This is a genomic window from Nocardia sp. NPDC047038 (assembly GCF_040644075.1).
Lineage (GTDB): Bacteria > Actinomycetota > Actinomycetes > Mycobacteriales > Mycobacteriaceae > Nocardia > Nocardia sichangensis.
Genome location: NZ_JBEYVQ010000005.1, coordinates 366,162 through 386,233 on the forward strand (window position 1 = coordinate 366,162; position 20,072 = coordinate 386,233).

The window sequence follows — 20,072 nt, forward strand, 5'->3', positions numbered from 1 at the left end:
TGGGCTGAGTGGCTGGCGATCGCGGTCAGTCGGCGCCGACGGTCACCACGGAGATCGCGCGCGCGAGGGCCACGACGGCGTCGTGCCACAGCTCGGCGAGCCGGTCGACGTCCGCGACGGTGAACACCGCCTCGCTCCAGCGGAGCATGGTGACCAGCTGCGGCCCCTCGGTGGTGGTCCGCACCGCCGAGACGACGTCGAGCGCGTAGCGCAGCGGGAAGTCGGGCTCCGCCACGAGCGGAAGGCACTCGTGCAACGCCAGATCCGGGATCGGCGCCCACGGCCGTCCCGCACCGGCCAGGTCGAACCGGCCCAGGTAGTCGAAGAGCACCTGCGGCTGCGGCGCATCGACCAGTTCGGGGGTTCGCGTGAGGTAGCGCAGCACGCCGAAGTCCACGCCGCCGTTCCGCTGTTCGGCCAGGTGTGCCGCGACGTGTTCGAGCAGTGCGGCGGCACGTGCCGGATCGGTCAGCGCGGTGGCCACATCCACGCTCTCGGCGCCCGCTCCGAGCCGGGCGGGCACGATGCTGGTGAACCAGCCCACGGTGTGCGCGCTGTCGACGTCGGCGCCGAGCGCCGCGTCCTCTCTGCCGTGTCCTTCCAGCGCCAGATACGCGCCCGCCGTGGGGTCCTGACCGCGTTCCAGACGCCAGCTCGCCAGCGTCATCGTCAAAGCGGCGAGCAGGAACTCGCGGACTCCCGCCGCGCCGCCGCCGAGGCTGTCCAGGATGGCCGCGCTCATCTCGGCCGGGGTGGGCACGGGATGGACCCGGTAGGAAGCCCAGGTGTCGATCCTGGGATCGGGCAGCCGCGCGCCCAGCACCGGGTCCGGCGCGGTGACCTGGCGCGTCCAGTAGTCGCGCTGAGCCGTGACCGCCTCGGCGCCCGCGCGTTCGCGCAGCAGCCGGGCCCACTGCCGGTAGCCGGTGTGCTCGACCGCCGGGACAGGTGTCCGTCCCGCGGCCACCTCGGCCCAGTACGCGGCGAGGTCGGCGGAGATGACGTACCAGGAGACCGGGTCGACGGCCAGGTGGTGGATGGTGAGCAGCAGCACGTCCGGGGCGCCGGACCTGGTGAACCACACCGCGCGCACCAGATCTCCGGTGGACGGGTCGATCTCGTCGGTGGCCGCACGGCCGTGTGCGGCCAGCGTCGCGTAGAAGTCGTCGCCTTCCTCGACCCGGGACAGGATGTCCCGCGCTCGGACGCTGCCCGGGGCGCGCGTGTGCAGGTCGTATCCCTCGGGTGTGGTGACGAAGCGGGCCCGCAGCATGTCGTGTCCGTCGAGCAACGCCTGCAGCACCGCCGTCAGGCCGGCCTGGTCGACGCCGTCGGGCAACTCGAGCAGATTGCTGAGCGTGAGTCTGCGGTAGCCCCCGTACTCGTGCATCCACGACACGATCGGGGTCGGGCCGACCGGCCCGTAGCCCTCCGAACTCGTCGCGCGCTCGCGACCGGCTTCCGCGTCGATCCGCGCGGCGAGTTCCCGGATCGTGGCGGCGCCGAGGACCGCCTTCGGGCTGATCGAGAGGCCGTCCCGCCGCAGCCGGTTCACCAGGGAGATCGCCACGATGCTGTCCATGCCGAGGCCGATCAGGTCGTCATCGATGCTCGGGACCGGACCGCCGGACAGTTCGGCGATCGCGGCGCACAGACGGTGCTCGGTGCCGGTGCGCGCCGTCTCCGCTCCCGGCCCGGCGGCCCGGTCCTCGGCGAGCATCGCGAGCCGTTTCGCATCGAGTTTCCCGTTGCTGGTCACCGGCAGCCGATCGACGACCACGATCCGGTTCGGCACCATGTAGCCGGGCAGCCGATCGGCCAGCGCGGCGCGCAGCCGCACCGCGTGGAGACCGTCGCCCACCGCGAACGCCGCCAGGCTGGGACCACCCGTACGGCGCACCACGACGACCGCCGCGGCCCGCACCCCGGGCAAGGCGAGCAGAGCTGTCTCGATATCGCCGATCTCGATCCGGTAGCCGCGAATCTTCACCTGATCGTCCGCCCGGCCGACGTAGGCGAGATCGCCCGAGGGCAAGCGGCGCACGAGATCGCCCGTGCGATACATCCTTTCACCGGCACGGTGTGGATCGGCGACGAATCGGCCCACGGTGGTTCCCGGCATACCGACGTAACCACGCGCCACCTGAGCGCCGGAGAGGTACAACTCGCCCACGACGCCGATCGGCACCTGGCGCAGCCGCGAGTCCAGCACGTAGCCGGTCATTCCGGTGACCGGCGCCCCGATAGCCGGTTCGGCATCGCCATCGCGCACCGCCGCGACCACCGCCTCCACCGTCGTCTCGGTGGGGCCGTAGCAGTTGTGCACGGCGGTGCCGGGCAAGGCGCACAACTGTTTCCACAGCGGCACACCGATGGCCTCGCCGCCGAGCGCCAGCACGGACAGCGGCGTGACGCCCGCCTCGACCAGTCCGGCCGCTGCCAGCTGCGTGAACATCGACGGGGTCGTGTCGATCATGTCCAGTCCGTGCCGGACGATGCCGTCGACCAGGCGTCGCGCGTCGCGCATCTCCTCGGCGTCGAACAGGTGGATTGCATGTCCGTCGAGCAGTCCGATCAGCGGCTGCCAGGAGGCGTCGAAGCTGAGCGACCAGGCGTGCGCGATCCGCAACGGCCGCCCGAGCCGCGCCACCGCGGGCCGGTACACCCGGTCGCGGTGGTCGGCGAAGTACGCGGCCAGCGCGGCATGGGTGCCGACGACGCCTTTCGGTTCGCCGGTGGAGCCGGAGGTGAAGACCAGATAGGCGGCCTGGTCGGGGTGGCCGGGCGCGGGCGCGAGCACCGCAAGCCCGTCGGAGAGTCCGTTCACTACCAGCACTTCCGGGCGCTCGGCGATTTCGTCGAGCGCGGACAGTCCCGAGCCGTCGACCAGGATCGAGCGCGGACGGGACCGGCGCACGATCGATTCGATACGGGTCGCGGGCAGCGTGACATCCACGGGCACATACGCCGCACCGGTCGCCAGCACGGCGAGAATCGCCACGATCGACTGCGCCGAACGCGGTAGCGCCAAGGCGACGACCTCTTCCGGACCGGCCCCGTGTGCGACCAGCGCGCTCGCCAATCGCCCTGCGGCATCGAAGAGTTCACGATAGGTGTAGCGATCGTTTTCGGTGCTGAGGGCGAGCGCGTCCGGCGTGGCGGCGACCTGGCGCGCGAACAGCTCCCACACGGTCACACCGCGCACGTCGGCGGCGATCGGCGCCGGTGGCGGCGCGGTCTCGCCCGGCAGCAGGACATCGAGCGCGTCGGGCCCCCGCTCGCCGATCGCGGGCAGTTGCCGCAGCACCGAGAGCAACCGCGCCCCGATGCCGGGTCCGGACAGGCCGCGCAGTGCCGCCTGCACCGCCTCGACCGTCACCACCAGCTGCCCTTCGTACAGGAACGAGGTCACCGCGAGCGGATAGTGCGTCAAACTCTGCGAGGTCATCGGCCGCACCCGAACGCCGTCCGCCATGTCGACGGGGCGCAGGATGTCGGACATCGGCGCGTTCTCGAACACGAACAGGGTGTCGAACAGCGTGCCGGAGCCTACCGACCGCTGGATCGCCGACAGGCTGACGTAGGCGAGATCACGCATCGGAGCCGACTCGCGTTGCATTCGCCTGCAGTCCCGCACCACGTTCTCGTCCCCGACCGCCACCCGGACGGGGACGGTGTTGATGAACAGCCCGATCATGGTCTCGACCCCGGACAACTCGTCGGGCCGCCCCGAGACGGTGCTGCCGAAGACCACGTCGCGCCGGTCGGTCAAACTGCCGAGGACAACGGCCCAGGCGTACTGCACGACGGTGTTCATCGTCAGGCCGTTCGACCGTGCCCACGCCGTCAACCGGCTGGTGTCGGCCGCGTCCAAGGTGACCGTGTCGATGCTGGGCACGATCGTGTTGACCGCCGAATCGCCACGGTCGGCGAGGATCAGCGGATCGAGATCGCCGAGGTATTCGCGCCAGGAACGCAACGCGGCATCGCTGTCGCGGGCCGACAGCCAGCCGATGTAGTCCCGGTAGGGTCGGGGCTCGGGCAGCGCCTCCGCCGCGCCGCCCGCCTGGTACAGGGCGAACAGTTCCCGGAAGAACACACCGAGCGACCAGCCGTCCAGCAGGATGTGGTGCGCGGTCAGCACCAGGCGCCGAGTGCCGTCCGGCAATCTCAGCAGCAGCACGCGCAGCAGCGGGCCGCGGGTCAGGTCGAACGGCGACCGCGTCTCGGCCGTGATGACGGCGTCGAGGTCGCCCGGGTCGACTTCGCGTTCGGCCCAGGGCAACTCGGCAGCGGCGGGGACGATCTGCACCGGCCGCGGCAGGTCGCGGTCCCAGAACGACGCGCGCAGATTCGGATGCCGCCGCAGGATGGCCGCGACGCTGCGACGCAGCAATGCCACATCGACGGGACCGGCGATCTCGTACACGAACTGCAGTGCGTACAGATCGCCCTCGCCGGCCAGCCTGGCCAGCCTGGCCAGCGAGAACAACCCCTCCTGCAACGGGCTCAACGCCAGTACGTCCTCGATCTCCGGCATGGGCGCCTGCGTGTTCTCCGGCATCGAGCGGCCTCCTGAGCCTGTGTTCTCGGGCATCATCAGCCTCGGTTCTCCGACATGAGCAGAACGACGTCGTCCAGGGACGCGCCGCCGAGGATCGCCGCGACCGGCAACTCGCGGCGCAACATCGTCTTCAGCCGCGCGCGCAGATCCACCGCCTGCAGCGAATCGAACCCGAGCGCGACCAGCGGGACGGAGCCGTCGATGTGGTCGGGGCCGTCGAGAAGCATCACCTGCCCCAGTTCGCGCCGGATGATCTCCGCGACGCTCCGCGTGGCATCGGCTTCCGGCTCGACGGCGGCCGACTTCGGTGCGGACGGCTCGGACGGCGCGGCCGCGGACTCCGGGACCGCCGATGCGGGCGCGAAAACCCTCGCCAAGCCGACGATCTCGGCCGTATCCCGCAAGCGCTCCCAGTCCGCCGACAGCACCGCGCTGTTCCCGGTACGGTCGGCGAAACCCGCCGCGATGGCGGGCGCGGCGGGCATGGGTCGTAGACCAGCGCCGAGGATCCTGGCTTCCACGTCGGCGTGCTCCGCGCCGGGCAGACCCCACAGCCCCCATTGCACCGACACGCAATCCCTGCCCTGCGCCCGCAGCCGCACGGCGACGCTGTCGAGCATGCGATTCGTGCCCGCGTACAGTGCCTGACCACGCCCGCCGAGGGTGGCCACGAACGAGGAGCACAACAGCACGGCGCAGTCGGCGGTCTGCGGCACCGCGCGCAGCACCTCGCCGAGCCCGAGCACCTTCGCGGCGGCCGCCTCGGTTACCGCCTCCGGTTCGAACCGCGCCCATGCGTACTGGACCGCGGCGTGCACGACCACGCTCACGGGGCGCTCGGCGAAGCGCCCCGCCAGCTCGGCGACCGCGTCGGCGTCGGTGATGTCACAGGCCACCACGTCGATTTCGGTGGAACCCGAGGCGCGGATCGCGCGCAGCCGCTCGGCGAGCACGCTCGTCTCCCCGGTGCGATTCACCAGGGTGACGCGCCGTGCGCCGTCGCGGGCGAGCTGCGCGCAGAATTCCAGGCCGACGTATCCCGTGCCACCGAGAATGAGGACCTCGCGTAGATCCGGGGGCGCCGAAGTGCCCAGCGACTCGGCGCGAACGAGACGCTTGGCGTGCAATTTGCCGCCCCGCAGCGCGAGTTCCGGCTCGCCCGGTACGTGAACGGCCTCGAGGATCTTGTCCGCCAGCACCGTCGGATCCTGCTCGGCGGCATCCGGGGGCAAGTCCAGGTGCCGGAACGCGATGCCGAGATGGTCGAGGCCGAGACTGCGGTACGCGGCGCTGACCGCCGAATGACCCAGGGAAGGCGCATCGTCCGGGGACACCGCCTCAGCACCGGTTGTCACCAGCCAGCATTCCGTGACACCGGAGACTTCCGTGGTCAAACTTTCCGCGGCTCGGGCGAACTCGGCGAGTTCGGCCACCGCGCCTTGCTCGTCCGTGGCCGTATTCGACGGAAGCAGCAGCACCATGGTGTCGGCCTCGGTCGCGGTGTCGGCGATCGCGGCACCGTGGCGCGCGGCCCGCGCGCACAGCGCCGCCGCGAGGTCGTCCGCGCCGTCGTGCTCGGCGAGCAGCACGGTGCGCGGCGCGGCCAGCTCGAACCGGGACAACCTGGTCCACTCCTCGCGCAACCGCGCGGGGGGCACGGCGACCGGGATCGGCGCCTCGGCATCCGATTGATACGGCGCCCACAGCCTCTTGGAGTTCATCACCGTGGCGGGAAAGTCACGCAGCGGCAGCGCCGGAGTGCGGTCGCCGGAGTCCGCGCGGAGCGCCTGCCAGTCGTAATGCAAATCGTGCACCGCGACTTCGGCAAGATTGCGGGTGAATTCACCCAACCCGTTCGCGGTGCGCAGCGATGTCCCCACGACCCGGAAGTCGCGGGCATCCCGCGCGACCGGGGACAGATTCTCCCGCAGCGCGGGCTGCAATGTCGGGTGCTCGGAGATCTCGACGAAGGTGTCCACGTCCGCGGTCGCCGCCGCCACCGCGCGATCGAAGCGCACCCGGTTGCGCAGGTTCCAGTACCAGTAGTCGTGGTGGGTCAACTCGGGAGTGATCGCCGCGCCGAGCGTCCCGCCGTAACAAGTGACGTCGCCGAGCGTGAAGGTCTTGCTGCTCAATTCGCCCAGCGACGATTGGAATTCGTCGCGCAATCGCGTCATCGCGGAGGTGTGCGACGGAAACGACATCTGGATCTGCTTGGCGAACAGACCTTTCGCGGTGGCGGTCGCCACCAGCTCCGCGATCGCGGCCTCGTCGCCGGAGACACCGGTCAACTCGGGTGAGTTGACCAAAGAGACCTCCGCCCAGCCCGAATTGCGGGCCAGCAGCGCCTCGCATTCGTCGCGCCCCGCGCCGAGCACGGCCACCGCGTAGCCGTCCGAAAGGTCGCGCTCCAGAAGCTGGGCCCGGTGCGTGACGATCGACACGGCATCGCGCAGCGTCAGCACACCGGCGACCACGCAGGCCGCGAGTTCACCCTGGCTGTGACCGATGGTCGCGGTGGGGCGCACGCCCGCCGCCTGCCACATGGCGGCCAAGCCGATCAGGTGGAACATTCTGGCCGGTTGTACTTCCCAGAGTGTCTCGCCGAACTCGGCGCAGGCACCGAGCAGATAGTGCACCGGCCGTGCATGGCCGTACCGCTCCTCGTGCACCGCCGCGCACTCGTCGACGGCGGCTCGGTAGGCCGGGGAGAAGTCGTAGTACGGCTTGCCCATACCCGCGTGCTGGCTGCCTTGTCCCGGAAAGACGAAGCCGACGCGACGCGCCGCGACGACGCCGCCGGACGTCACCACCGCCGGGTGCGCGGAACCCGCCGCGATCGACCGCAACGCGTCCGTCAACTCCTCGCGCGTGACGACCATGGCCAGGGCGCGATACCTGCGGACGATCCTGGTGCGGAAGAGCTGGCTCGCCAGTCGATCCGGGTCCACCCGAGGGTGGTCCTGCACGTAGGCCAGTATCGCCGCGGCCTCCGCACGCAAGCCTTCGGCGCTGTCCGAGGAGAGCAGGACGGGGACGGTGCCGTCCGGCAGCAGATATTCAGACAACGCTGTCCTCCTCCAGGACGGGCATCCCGACGACCGCGTGCGCGTTAGTCCCCGCGACTCCGAATGCCGACACCGCTCCGTAGCGAATGCCGTCGATCGGCTCCCACGAAACGAATTTCGTGGCCAGCCGCAAACTGGTGGCTTCCCAGTCGACCGCCTCGGTCGGGTGTTCTGCCCAGAGACTCGGCGCGACGTGCCCGTGCGCGCCGCACAGCAGCATCTTGATCAGGCCGAGCATGCCCGCCGCCGCCTGCGTGTGACCGATATTCGACTTGACCGATCCCAGCAGCGCGCCCCGGACACGCTCCGGCGCGCCGTACGTCCGGATGAGAGCGGACAGTTCGATGGGATCGCCCACCGCCGTGCCGGTGCCGTGCCCCTCGACCAGCCCGATCTGTTCCGGGTCGACGCGGGCCGCGCGGAGCGCGGCGCGAATCAGCCGCTCCTGCGCGTCGGCGCTGGGCACGGCCAACGGGCCGCTCTTGCCGTTGTGGTTGACCCGGGAGCCGAGCAGCCGAGCGTAGATCCGATGACCGAGCCGGCGCGCTCGCGACTCGCGCTCCAGCACCACCACTCCCGCGCCCTCGCCCCACAGGGTCCCGGTGGTGCCCGCGGAATACGCGCGGCAGTGGCCGTCGGTCGAGAGCGCGTTGTTCTTCGCGAACTCGACGAACATGCCGGGTGAGCCCATCACGCACACGCCACCTGCCAGGGCCCAGTCGCACTCGCCCGCGCGGACGGCCGCCGCGGCTTGGTGGAGGGCGGTCAAGCCTGCCGCGCAGGAGGTGTCCACACTGATCGAAGGCCCGATCAGACCCAGACTGTGCGAAATACGGCCGGATACCGCGCCGAGGGTGGTGCCGGTCATTCGATAACCGCTGTGCTCGCTGACGCTCGCCATGCGCGGGCCGTACTCCAGCGGCGTGACGCCCATCCAGCACCCCGCTTCGGCGCCGTCGACAGCGCCGGGATTGAGCCCGGCATCCTCGACCGCCCGCCATGCGACGCGCATCGCCACCCGCTGCTGCGGATCCATCGCGACGGCTTCGCGCGGCGTTATCCCGAAAAAGGCCGCATCGAATTCCGTTGCTTCGGAAAGAAATCCGCCCGCGTCGCGTACGTCGCTCCAGCCCTCGTTGCGACCGAGGGTGAGCAACTGTTCGATCGGCCACTCCCGATCCCGTGGCAATGGGCCGATGAGTTCCCTGGATTCGGCCAGCGCCGTCCAGAATTCGCGTGGACTGTTTATTCCGCCGGGGGCCTCGACCCCGATTCCGACGACGACGATATGGTCTTCGTCCCCCGAAGCCGATCCTGACATGGTGAACCTAACTGGAAAGAGCGGACTGTCCTGCGTCAGCGGCGGCGGAGGCAAGCAATTCCGCGACGCCGTCGATGTGGTCGTACAAATAGAAGTGCCCGCCGTCGAAGAGCGTGACCGAGCCGCCCCGAGTGCTGTGCGCGATCCAGGGACGCAGTTCGGCGACGGTGACGAAGTCGTCGTCGGCGCCGCCGATCACCTCGATCCGCGCGCCGATCCGCACATCCGGGTCGCACGTGTAGGCGTCGAACGCGCGATAGTCGGCCTGCAGGACGGGCAACGTCATTCGCATGATGTCGCGATCGGCCAAAACGTCCGCGCCCGTTCCGTTCAGCGCGACGAGCCGGTCGAGCAGCGCCTCCTCCTCGGTCGGCAGCGGCTCGCTGTCGGCTACCAATGCCGGCGCCACCGCGCTCGAGGCGCCGAGCAGCGCTACCGGCACACCGGCGGCCTCGGCCTGACGGACGAATTCGAAGGCCACCATCGCGCCGACGCTGTGGCCGAACACCGTGATGGGAATGCCTCGGTGGTAAGGCGATTCGAGGAATTCCGCAAGGGCACCCGCCGCGAGTTCGACGAGGCTGTCCGGCATGGGTTCGGCGGCTCGGTCCTGGCGTCCCGGATATTGCACGAGCACGACATCGAAATCGGCACTGAGCCGCTTGGACATGGCGCGATAGGTGGAGGCGCCACTGCCGGCATGGGGAAACAGCACCAGGGGCGGCAGCGTTTCCGTGACGGGTTTGTGAAACTTCCGAATCCACCCGGGTTTTCTCGACATCCAACAGCTCCTACACATCACGCGGTGTGGGCGCGCCCGCGCGCCGTCCTTTCCGAACGGCCGGGCCTCGCCGACCACGCGAGGTTAGCATAGGATAACCTTACATTCATCCAGCGGAGCCACTACCGAACGGAGCTCGACGACCGATGAACCCCACCCGGACGCCTCATGTCATCGCGCGCGAGCTGACCGATATCCCCGACGAACTGCGGGCCGTGCCCGCTCCGCCGCAACCGGCTCTGCCCGCCCCGTTCGACATCCGGACGGCCGACGCGGACGGTGCGGACGCGGAGCTGCTCACCGAGTGGATGAACCGGCCGCATCTGATCGAGACGTGGGAACAGCCGTGGCCCGTCGAACTGCGCAGGCAGAATCTGCGCGCGCAGCTGGACGGAAGCTATTCCCGCCCATACATCGTCGGGTACGACTTCACCGGCACCGACCGGCCGGAACTGGGCCGTCGCGACATCGCCTACCTGGAGTTGTATCGCCCCGCCAAAGACGAGATCGCCCGGATCTATCACGCCGACCCCTATGACGTGGCCTTCCACCTCGCCACCGCCGACCCGGAGGTGATCGGGCGCGGCATCATGTTCGCCTTCGTCAGCGGCCTGCTGCCCGGAATCTTCGCGGCGGAACCGAACTGCCGTCGCATCCTGATCGAACCGGATCACCGCAATGTCGCGGTGCGGCGCATGACCGAGCGGTTCGGCGTGCCCAGTCTCGGCGACTTCGACATCCGGCCGGATCGCCGGATCACGCTCTACTACCTGCCGCGCACGCCCGCGGACGTCCCGACGGTGCGGCGCTGAGGCGCGGTCCGCGCCCCCGGCCGCGAGCGCGAGGGCGGGGGCGCTCACCCGAAGGCCCGCGCGACGACGCCCGTCAGCGGCACACCGGACCGTCGCGTGGCCGGTTGCAGTACCCGATCGGAAAGCTCGCCGAGGCAACTGAGATTCGGAAAACCAGGCCCCTGCGCGACCGCGGCGAGATTGGGCAGATACAGCTTGGTCTCCATCCCGGAGACCGCGAGGTCGTAGCCGATCGACACTTCGATCCGCTCCTGGGACGGCCTGCCGCCGACCGCCAGTTCCAGCAGGTCGGCCGCGTCCTGATCGAAGAGGTCCAGGAACCACAGCGGCTGTCCGCCGGTGGCATCGATGACCAGGTCGAAAGTGTGCGATTGGTCCGCGCGCCGCTCGTTGCGCAAAGTCAGCGCTACGCCGTCGCCTTGATCGACCACCCGGACGGCACGGCCCTGCAGGTGATGCACCCGGCTGTCGCCGAGCAGGCTCTCCTGCACCCGCACCGAGAAGACGCCGCGGTCGGTTCGGCGGATGACGTCACGCCGCTCCTGGACGGTGAGTCCCGCCCACTTGACCGGGTCGCTGAACAGCGAGTTCTCGAAATAACTTTCGCCGCGGGTGTAGATCGTGGCCATCGGCGAGATCACCGAAATGGACAACATGCCGTGGCGCACCAGCTCGTCCAAGGCCGAGCCCGCGGTCTCACCGCCGCCGATCACGGCGACCCGGGAGGAGACCGGCAGACTGCGCCGCCCGGCCAGATCCCAGAATTGAGCGATACTCAGCACCCGCGGATGGTCGGCGAGCGCCTTGGTGCTCACACCGGGGCCGGTGATCATCAGCCCGGCCGCGTCCAACCGGATCGCACCACCGTCGGGATCGGTCGCGGTGACGCGCCAGCCGTCGGCGGTCGCGCCGATGGAACGCACTGTGCCGGAGACCAGTTCGAGATCGATCCGGCGAGCCACCCACTGCAGGTACTTGGCCCAGACGTGATGGGCCGGGTTCGGACGGCCCCGATCGATCCACTCCGCATAGGTGCCCTGCTCGATCAGGAAGGACGTCCAGCTGTAGGCCATCATGGCCGCGTTGATTTCCTGATTGCGCCCGCGCGCCCAGGTCGAGTGGTAGGGGAAGCCCACGTCCTTCTCCGGGCTGGTGCCCAATCGATGCCTGCCGTCGGTCCAACCGCCACTCGGCAGCCAGTTGCCGCCGACCGCGTGCGCCTCGACGACGATCACCCGGGGCGCAGGAAGGCCGAGCGTCCGCAGCACATGCGCTTTCGTCGCCACCGCAAGGGCTTTCGGACCAGCTCCGATGACCAGAAGCGTTTCCACCGGTTCTCCACTCTCTCCGACATCCCGCGGCTTCTCGCCGGGTGCGCGGGCCTGCCGCCGCGCCGACAACCAGAACCCGTGCGGATCATGTTTGCATAGGCTTACCTTATATTGCACACTCGTACCCGACTAGAGCGGTGACACTCACACCCTCGAAAGATTGGATGAACGAATGACCAAGACCCCGAACAAGACACTCGCCCGACTAGCCGCTACGGCGGTCGTGGTCAGCGCCGCATTCGCCGGCGCGGTCGGGACGGTCACGCCCGCCGTCGCGGCGCCCTTGGTCGCACCCTTGCACGCCCAGGCCCCGGGCGCGGGTGAGCTGACCGCCAAACTTCGCGTGGCGATCAACACCGGCGCAGCGCGCAGCACGCGAGCGGCCGAACTGGAGTCGGGCGACGCGGGCGTCGCGACGATGGACAAGATCGCTGGCCTGCTCGCGGTCTCCCCGCCGAGCCTGCGCTACAACGTGATCAACCCGTCCACGTCGGGCGACCGGATCGACGCCCAGCTCCTGATCACCACCGAGGGCTACCCGGACTTCACCTACGACGTCTCCTGGAAGCAGATCGACGGCTACTGGAAGCTGACGCGCCAGGCGGAGTGCAGCCTCGCTTCGGCGCTCGCGCTGTCCTGCTGACCCGAAACCCCTCGCGCCCGGGCCCTCCGGACACGGTCGCCGTCGAATGTCGCGTGGTGCGTACCCACCGCGCGACATTCGACTTTCGTTAGGCTAACCTTAGTTCATGGGCAAAGGTTTGAACGGTCTGATGGTCAAGGCGTGGGGCGGCAACGACTACCGGCTGACCGTCACCTCGACCGAATACGTCACGGACAAATACGTGCGACTCGGCTTCTCCGCGGGCGGTCTGCTCGCCGATCATCCTGTACACCCCACGCAGTGGATCCGTGGCTGGTTCCCTGACGGCGACAGCGGCAAGCTGCAACAGCGCGGCTATACCCTGGTCGACCCCGACCCGGACGGCGACCGTTTCTCGATCGAGTTCGCGCTCCACGACGGGCCCGCCGCCCGATGGGCGCAGAACGCCTCGGTCGGTGACGAACTCGACGCGTCGGTGCTCGGCTCGAATTTCCAGCTGCCGGAATCCGCGCCCGGCGAGTACCTCATCTTCGGCGACACCGCCTCACTGCCCGCGATCAACTCGCTGTTCGACGCCATCGGCGACACCCCGGCCCGGGTCTGGCTGGAATGGCAGTACGAATCCGACACCACGATTCCGCTGCGCAACAAGCCGCACCACCAAGTGACCTGGGTGCAACGGATCGATGACGGCAGATTGCTGCGGGAAGCGGCGCAAGAACTCACCTGCCCGGCCGACGCCTTCGCCTGGGTCGCCTGCGATGGGCACACCACCCGCTCGATCGTGAAGAGCTTCAAGACGATTCACAACCTGCCCAAGGCCGCGATCAAATCGCAGGCCTACTGGAAGTAGGTCTTTCACTGCTCCCACGCCGCACCCGTATTCGCGCGGTGCGGCGTTTCCGGTATCGACAACGTCCCGATCGAAAACGGCGACCACAGCCGATTCGTCGGCTGCCGCTTCCGGCGGGACCGAGGTCATCGCCCGCGCCTGACCGAACCACTCGCACGAACGGATCACCGTGGGCGCCGGTTGTTCTCGGCGTCCACGGTGACCGGCTCGACGTGCGAGCCGCTAGGTGGCGACCGGCTCCAGATGCCAGCCCGACGCGCGAGATCGCTCGTTCCAGAACGCGGCGTATCGGCCGTTCAGCGCGAGCAGTTCGGCGTGCGTACCGCGCTCCACGATCCGCCCGCCGTCCACGAACAGGATCTGATCGGCGTGGGCGATGGTGGCCAGCCGGTGCGCGACCACGATCACCGTCTTGTCCTTGGTGATCTCGTGCATCCCGCGCACCACGACCGCTTCACTGTGCGGATCGAGCGCGCTGGTCACCTCGTCGAGCAGCACGATCGGCGCGTCCTTCAGCAATGCCCTGGCGATCGAGACCCGCTGCCGCTCACCGCCGGACAGCGCCGCGCCGCCCTCACCGACCCGAGTGTCGAAACCGTCCGGGAGCCGGTCGACGATCTCGTCGACGCGCGCCGCGGCCGCCGCGCGACGCACCTCGTCGTCACCGGCATCCGGCCTGCCGATCCGGATGTTGTCCGCGACCGACTGGTCGAACAGGTAGACGTTCTGGAAGACCAGCGACAACTGACTCAGCAGCGTCGCCGACGGCTGATCGCGCACGTCGTGCCCGCCCACCACGACCCGGCCCGAATCCGCGTCGTAGAACCGCGCGGCCAGGCGCAGCAACGTCGTCTTACCCGCACCGCTCGGCCCGACGATGGCCGTCGTGGTGCCCGCGGGCACGCTGAACGTCACGCCCGACAGCACCGGCTCACCGGGACGGTATCCGAAACTCACGTCGTCGAAGACCACCGACGGCGCTTGCGGGGTGACGGCCGTTTCCGCCTCAGGGAGCACCGGTTCGTCGAGCAGCTCGCTGATCCGGTCCGCGGCCGCACCCGCCGAACGCAGCGCGGTGCCCAGCTGCGCGGCTTGGTTGAGCGGTTCGATGAACCGCGAGCTCACCGCGATCAGCGCGATCGCGGCGGCGGCCGAGATGGCGCCGTCGGTCACCCGCGCCACCGCGACGTACACCAGAACCAGGAACACGGCCTGCACGAACAGCGCGAACAGGATCAGGCCCGGCACGCTGGCGAACACCATGCGCGATCCGGCCGAGCGCTGCCCGGCCAACGCCGCGTCGAGCGCGCGGTTGCCCGATCCCACCGCGCCGAACGCCCGCAGCACCGGCTGCGCCTGGGCGAATTCGATGACGCGCGAATCGGCTTCGGCCGCCGCCGCGTGCATCCGCTGGTCGGCGCTGGTGTACGCGCGATCGGCCAGCCGGTTCACCAGGTAGAGCACTGGCGCGGCGAGCAGCATCGCCAGCGCGATACGCCAGTCGACCGCCAGCATGCCGACCGCGACCGCGAGCGGCACGATGACGCCGCTGAAGATCCTGGCCAGCAGATAGGCGACCAAGCCTTGCAGCTCCCGCACGTTGTCGACCATGACCCGCCCGAGCGGCCCGGCGTCATGGGTCTCGAACCAGCCGAGCGGCAGTGCGTTCAGGTGGTCGCCGAGCCGGGTCTGCAATCCGCGCTGCATGCCGATGCCGACGCGCAGGCCGATCGCCGCCTGCAGGTAACCGAAAACCACCACGCCCGCGACGGCGGCGAACATGCCGAGCGCCCAGAGCCACGCGCGGCCGAGGTCGTCGTCGAAAAGCGCCGTCAGCACCGGCACCAGCAGCAGGTACGCCACGGCCTGGCTGAGGGCCTGCGCGACTATGGCGGCGAACAGTTTCGGTGTCAGATGGGCGAATTCGCCCGGAACCAGCTCCAGCACCTTGCGAATCATCGGATACCCTCCACACTGTCGACGAGCGCCAGATCGCCGAGCGCCGCCTCGTTGATCTCCCATAGCCGCTGGTAGGCGCCGCCCGCGTTGACGAGACTCGCGTGATCACCCTGCTCGACCAGTCGTCCACGCTCGAGCACCAGGATTCGATCCACCGAGGTGATGGTGTGCAATCGGTGCGCGACGACCAGGACCGTGCGCCCCGCGACCAGTACGGCCAGCGCGTCCTGCACGGCCGCTTCGGATTCCGGGTCCGCGAAGGCGGTCGCTTCGTCGAGCACGAGGACCGGGGTGTCCGCGAGCAGGGCGCGCGCTATCGAGAGCCGTTGCGCCTCGCCGCCGGAGAGCGTCGCGTCGATACCGAGCTCCGAGTCGTAACCACGCGGCAGCGCCATGATGCGATCGTGGATCTGCGCGGCGCGGGCGGCCCGCTCCACCGCGGCGTCGTCGGCGTCGGGCCGGGCCAGGCGCAGGTTCTCCCTGATACTGCCGCGGATCAGCCGCACATCCTGGAAGACGAACCCGACGGTGCGGTAGAGCTCGTCGCTCGGAAAGTCACGGATGTCGCGGTCGCCGATGGTGATCCGGCCCGAACCCACGTCGTAGAACCGCGGCAGCAATTTGGCCAGTGTCGATTTGCCCGATCCGCTCGGGCCCACCAGGGCCGTGATCGTGCCGGGGGCGAGCTCGAGATCGATACCTCGCAGCACGTCGTGGCCGGAACGATAGCCGAAGTCGACACCTTCGAACCGGACCAGACCGGGGGGCGCGGATTCGGTTTCCGGCGCGGCGGAGGTCGGCGCACCGCCACTCAATTCGGGAGTCCGTTGCAGGTCGTGCAGGCGTTGCGCCGCCACCGCGGCGGCCCGCAGCGCCTGCGCGCCATAGCCGAGACTCAGCAATGAACTGCCCAGGCCGAGGCCGACCAGCAGGAACGGCAGCACGTCCAGCGGCTCCACCCACTCCAGGCCCACCGCGGCCAGTCCCGCGACGACCACCACCAGCATCACGAACACCGGGGTGACGACGATGTCGGAGGCCGCCTGCACCTTGATGATCGGCGTCTTCAGCCGGTCCACGCTGCGGGCTTGGTGTTCGACGGCGTCCTGGAAGACGCTGTGCGCCTTGCCCGCCTGACCGAACGCGCGCACCACCTGAATGCCGTCGACGAACTCGATGGCGGCTTGCTTGGTGGCCTGCTCGGAGCGGGTGTAGACCACGAAGCGGTCCCGTCCGTCCCGGTCCATCATCCGGCTGTAGAGCACGGCGTACGCCAGGACCGGCACCAGCAGCACCAAGGCCAGCCGCCATTCGACGGTGAGCAGATAGCCGAACGTGATCAGCGGAACGGTGACGGCGCCGACGAACTCCAGGCGGGCGTGCGCCACCAGGTAGTGCAATGCCTCCACATCGTCCTGGAGATACTTCTTCACCTCGCCGGAGGTCCGCTCGCCGAACCAGCCCAGCGGCACCCGGGTCAGCTTGGCCGCCAGCGCCCGGCGCACGGCGAGCTGATATCCGGCGTCGACCAGGTGCGTCCAGGTCAACGCCGCGGCCTGGAGCAGCGCGCGGACCACCAGGACCAGCACCGCGATCGTCAGCTGACGCCACACCCGGTCGGTGTCCACCTGATCCTCGAGCAGTTCGCGGCAGGCCGCCACGATCAGCACGAAGGGCACGACCGCGCACGCCGACGCGACGGCCATGACGATGCTCGCGACGGTCAACGGGCCGCGCACGGGCGCGAGGATCTCCTTGCGCGCCTGGGCCTCCTGCTGCTTGCGTTCTTTCAGCACCGCCCTCGGCGGCCGGTTCCCCGTCTGCGCCGCAGGCAGCGGCGCGACCTCTACCGTCATCTGACCTCGTCTCTCGCGGCATCCATCACCGGAATCGCCTCATCCTCACACAGAAGCGCCCAGCAAGAAAGGTTAGCCTAAGTTATCTTTGCCCTCCCGGCGCCGTGGGAGCTTCGCGAGCGGTCCATCGACCCGCGAGTACGGAGGCGGTCGTCCGGCACGGCACGGGTCGCCCGCTTCGCCGCCGAGACCACGCGTCCCGGGCGGTCCCCCCCTACCGGCCGTTGTCTTTCGTGACTTATTTCGTCAATGTGCGAAAACTGCTGCGAACTCGCTGTTTTCGAATTGTCGACGCGCTCGGGAAGCCTCCGTGAACGAACCCGCGTCCTGGTCCGATAGCCCGCGCGCATCGCTAACTTCGAATGCGAGCGAAACCACCGGACCCGCAGGAGGATCGAATATGTATGGCACGGAGATGTTTTCGGTTCTGTCGAATTGCGCCAGAGATCCCGGCGAACTCACCGCGGGCCAAGCGCACCACGCCATGCAAGTGCACCTGGATTGCAGCGTCGAAATATGCCGGGTCCGGCGGCGCGCCCGCAAGACATTGGTCGAAGCCCGGCTGATGGTGCTGGACGAACGGGCTACGCCGTGACAGGAGCACCGGTCTCGTGGCTCCCGCCGCGACGACGCGGAATCGTCACGGCGGCCGGGGTGTTGTCCTTGCCATGACCGCAACGGCATCCGATCGTTCCGCCACCCCTGTCGTCGACACCGAGACCGAATTCGGCGCCAAAGTCGCCGAACGCCTGAACCGCGAGTCCATCCTCTGGCTGACCACCGTCGGCCCCACCGGAACACCGCAGCCCAACCCCGTCTGGTTCCAGTGGCGCGACGGCGAGTTCCTGATCTTCAGCAAGCCCGGCCAACCGAAGGTGCGCAACATCCAGCGCAATCCCCGGGTCGCGCTGAACCTCAACAGCACCGCGTCCGGCGGCGACGTGGTGGTACTCACCGGCACGGCGCGCGTGGTCGAGCAACGGCCCGGTTCGGCGGAGATCGACGCCTTCACCACGAAGTACGCCGACGGCCTTCGCTCGATCGGCCTGACCGACGAGCAGTTCTACGCCGAGTACTCCGTCGTGCTGCGCATCACGCCCGACCGGCTGCGCGGATTCTGAACCCGATGCAGTTCGCGCCGCCGCCGCCCACCGCCGCGTGGCGTCATCGCACCGCCCGCGAGGGGTTCGAGGTGGCGTATTTCCGGGTCACCGAGCAGGGCGTGCTGATCGACGGCTGCACGACAGCGGTCGAGGACGGCACGGCCTGGGTGGTGGACTACCGGATCGCGCTGGACACCGAATGGCGCACGCGCCGGGCCCAGGTGGCCGTGCGCAAACCAGGCGGCTGGAACACGCTGGTGCTGGAGTCCGACGGCGCGGGGTCCTGGCTGCTGGACGGCATGCCCGCGCCCCTGCTCGACGGCTGTCTGGACGTGGACCTGGAGTCCTCCGCGCTGACCAACGCGCTCCCCGTGCACCGGTCCGCGCGGGAGATCGGCGACGGCGCGGACGCGCCCGCGGCCTACGTTTACGCCTCCGGCGCCGCGGTGGCCCGGTTGGAGCAGCGCTACGTCCGCGTCGCCGACGGCTCGCACGGACCGCGGTTCCAGTACTCCGCCCCGGAGTTCGACTTCGCCTGCGCGCTGGACTACGACAAGTCGGGCTTGGTGCTCGATTACCCAGGCATCGCGATCCGCGCCCACTGAGCCCGCGACCTCGGACGTCAGGCCTTGCGGTCGGGCGTACCTCCGCCTTCGCTCCGGCCATGCGCGGACTGAGGACGGACTCCGTCCGACTGCACCCATTAGGCGTACCTCCGCCTTCGCTCCGGCCATGCGCAGGCTGAGGACGGACTCCGTCCGACTGCACCTATTAGGGTCGGTATCGATGAGAAGGCGGCAACAACCGCCGTTGCCGAAACGGCACGGCTTGGACCCGGCCCGGTTGCGACTACCGGAGCAGGGGCATTGGGCGACCATCCGGGACCATCTGGTGGAGCGCCTGCCCCGGGTCTCCCCGGCGCGCATCGATGAACTGCTGCACGCGGGCGGCATCGTCGACCTGGACGGGCCGATCGCTCCGGACGCGCCGTTCGTGCCCGGCGGCGCGGTCTGGTTCCATCGCGATCTGCCCGAGGAGACGGTGGTGCCGTTCGACATCCCCGTCGTGCATCGCGACGACGACCTGCTGGTGGTGGACAAACCGCACTTCCTGGCCACGATCCCGCGCGGTCAGCACATCCTGCAGACCGCGCTGGTGCGGCTGCGCCGAGAGCTGGACCTCCCCGATCTGGTCCCGGCGCATCGGCTCGACCGCGTCACGGCGGGCCTGGTGCTTTTCGTGATCAACCCGGCTCGCCGCGGCGCGTACCAGACCATGTTCCACAAGCGCACCGTGCGCAAAGAGTACGAGGCGATCGCCCCTTTCGATCCCGCCCTCACGCTGCCCCGCGTGGTGCGCAGCCGGATCATCAAGGAGAAGCAGGTGCTCGCGGCCCAGGAGGTCCCGGGCGAACCCAACGCGGAAACCGAGATCGAACTGCTCGAGCACCGCGACGGCCTCGGCCGCTACCGGCTGCGCCCGCACACCGGCCGGACCCACCAATTGCGCCTGCATATGAACAGCCTCGGCGTCCCCATCCTCGGCGACGACTTCTACCCGGTGCTCACCGACAAGCCGGTCGACGACTTCACCAGGCCGCTGCAACTGCTGGCCGCCGCACTCGAGTTCACCGATCCGGTCACCCACGAGCCGCGCCGTTTCGAGACCAGCCGCACGCTGCAGGCCTGGACCGACCCGCACGGGTGGGCCGGCTGACACCGCGGTCAGCGCCCGCATCGAGCAGCGTCGCCACGACACGATCACCCGGCCGAGCGCCGCGCCATGCCTTCGCACACGGTTCCGCGACACCCGCCTCGCCT

The 20,072-nt window shown here is 69.3% G+C and carries 14 protein-coding genes; 7 read left to right on the forward strand and 7 right to left on the reverse strand.

The window, feature by feature from the left end:
- Nucleotides 1–25 precede the first annotated feature (25 nt).
- From ABZ824_RS20940 to ABZ824_RS20955, 4 genes are read right to left on the reverse strand one after another with little or no spacing between them, the layout of a single operon-like run.
- The gene (locus ABZ824_RS20940; protein WP_356964832.1) at nt 26–4,564 is read right to left on the reverse strand and encodes an amino acid adenylation domain-containing protein; all 4,539 of its coding nucleotides are present in this window, start codon (nt 4,562–4,564) and stop codon (nt 26–28) included.
- A 35-nt stretch (nt 4,565–4,599) separates the two neighbouring features.
- Entirely contained in the window at nt 4,600–7,632 is a 3,033-nt protein-coding gene (gene nbtC / locus ABZ824_RS20945; RefSeq protein ID WP_356964833.1) for a nocobactin polyketide synthase NbtC, read from the reverse strand.
- On the reverse strand, nt 7,625–8,953 hold the full coding sequence (locus tag ABZ824_RS20950) for a polyketide synthase (RefSeq protein WP_356964897.1): 1,329 nt from the start codon (nt 8,951–8,953) through the stop codon (nt 7,625–7,627). Before ABZ824_RS20950 ends, nbtC begins: the two co-directional genes overlap by 8 nt.
- Nucleotides 8,954–8,960: 7 nt before the next feature.
- The gene (locus tag ABZ824_RS20955) at nt 8,961–9,734 is read right to left on the reverse strand and encodes an alpha/beta fold hydrolase (RefSeq protein WP_356964834.1); all 774 of its coding nucleotides are present in this window, start codon (nt 9,732–9,734) and stop codon (nt 8,961–8,963) included.
- Nucleotides 9,735–9,880: 146 nt separating this feature from the next.
- On the opposite strand from ABZ824_RS20955, the gene ABZ824_RS20960 reads away from it, so the two are divergent.
- Nucleotides 9,881–10,546 (forward strand): GNAT family N-acetyltransferase, encoded by a 666-nt coding sequence (locus ABZ824_RS20960; RefSeq protein WP_355076069.1) that lies wholly within the window; start codon nt 9,881–9,883, stop codon nt 10,544–10,546.
- Between the two features lie 44 nt (nt 10,547–10,590).
- On the opposite strand, the gene ABZ824_RS20965 is transcribed toward ABZ824_RS20960, so the two are convergent.
- Entirely contained in the window at nt 10,591–11,877 is a 1,287-nt protein-coding gene (locus tag ABZ824_RS20965; protein WP_356964836.1) for a SidA/IucD/PvdA family monooxygenase, read from the reverse strand.
- Between the two features lie 172 nt (nt 11,878–12,049).
- Between ABZ824_RS20965 and ABZ824_RS20970 the strand changes: the two genes are divergently transcribed.
- Complete coding sequence (locus ABZ824_RS20970) at nt 12,050–12,520, forward strand: hypothetical protein (RefSeq protein WP_356964838.1); 471 nt, start codon at nt 12,050–12,052, stop codon at nt 12,518–12,520.
- Nucleotides 12,521–12,626: 106 nt separating this feature from the next.
- A complete protein-coding gene (locus ABZ824_RS20975) occupies nt 12,627–13,334 on the forward strand; it encodes a siderophore-interacting protein (RefSeq protein ID WP_356964840.1) in 708 nt (235 codons plus the stop codon).
- A gap of 222 nt (nt 13,335–13,556) precedes the next feature.
- On the opposite strand, the gene ABZ824_RS20980 is transcribed toward ABZ824_RS20975, so the two are convergent.
- Both ABZ824_RS20980 and ABZ824_RS20985 read right to left on the reverse strand, forming a co-directional pair.
- Nucleotides 13,557–15,293 (reverse strand): ABC transporter ATP-binding protein, encoded by a 1,737-nt coding sequence (locus tag ABZ824_RS20980; protein ID WP_356964841.1) that lies wholly within the window; start codon nt 15,291–15,293, stop codon nt 13,557–13,559.
- The gene (locus ABZ824_RS20985) at nt 15,290–17,149 is read right to left on the reverse strand and encodes an ABC transporter ATP-binding protein (protein WP_356964843.1); all 1,860 of its coding nucleotides are present in this window, start codon (nt 17,147–17,149) and stop codon (nt 15,290–15,292) included. The genes ABZ824_RS20980 and ABZ824_RS20985 overlap by 4 nt, the downstream gene beginning before the upstream one ends.
- 415 nt (nt 17,150–17,564) lie before the next feature.
- On the opposite strand from ABZ824_RS20985, the gene ABZ824_RS20990 reads away from it, so the two are divergent.
- The 4 genes from ABZ824_RS20990 to ABZ824_RS21005 all read left to right on the forward strand — a co-directional run bounded on the left by ABZ824_RS20990 (nt 17,565) and on the right by ABZ824_RS21005 (nt 19,968).
- Nucleotides 17,565–17,744, forward strand: coding sequence for a hypothetical protein (locus ABZ824_RS20990; protein WP_356964845.1), 180 nt, complete (start codon nt 17,565–17,567; stop codon nt 17,742–17,744).
- A 73-nt stretch (nt 17,745–17,817) separates the two neighbouring features.
- Complete coding sequence (locus ABZ824_RS20995) at nt 17,818–18,270, forward strand: TIGR03667 family PPOX class F420-dependent oxidoreductase (protein WP_356964847.1); 453 nt, start codon at nt 17,818–17,820, stop codon at nt 18,268–18,270.
- A 5-nt stretch (nt 18,271–18,275) separates the two neighbouring features.
- Complete coding sequence (locus tag ABZ824_RS21000; protein WP_356964848.1) at nt 18,276–18,857, forward strand: putative glycolipid-binding domain-containing protein; 582 nt, start codon at nt 18,276–18,278, stop codon at nt 18,855–18,857.
- Between the two features lie 181 nt (nt 18,858–19,038).
- Nucleotides 19,039–19,968, forward strand: a complete 930-nt coding sequence (locus ABZ824_RS21005) for an RluA family pseudouridine synthase (RefSeq protein ID WP_356964849.1) — start codon at nt 19,039–19,041, stop codon at nt 19,966–19,968.
- Nucleotides 19,969–20,072 lie beyond the last annotated feature (104 nt).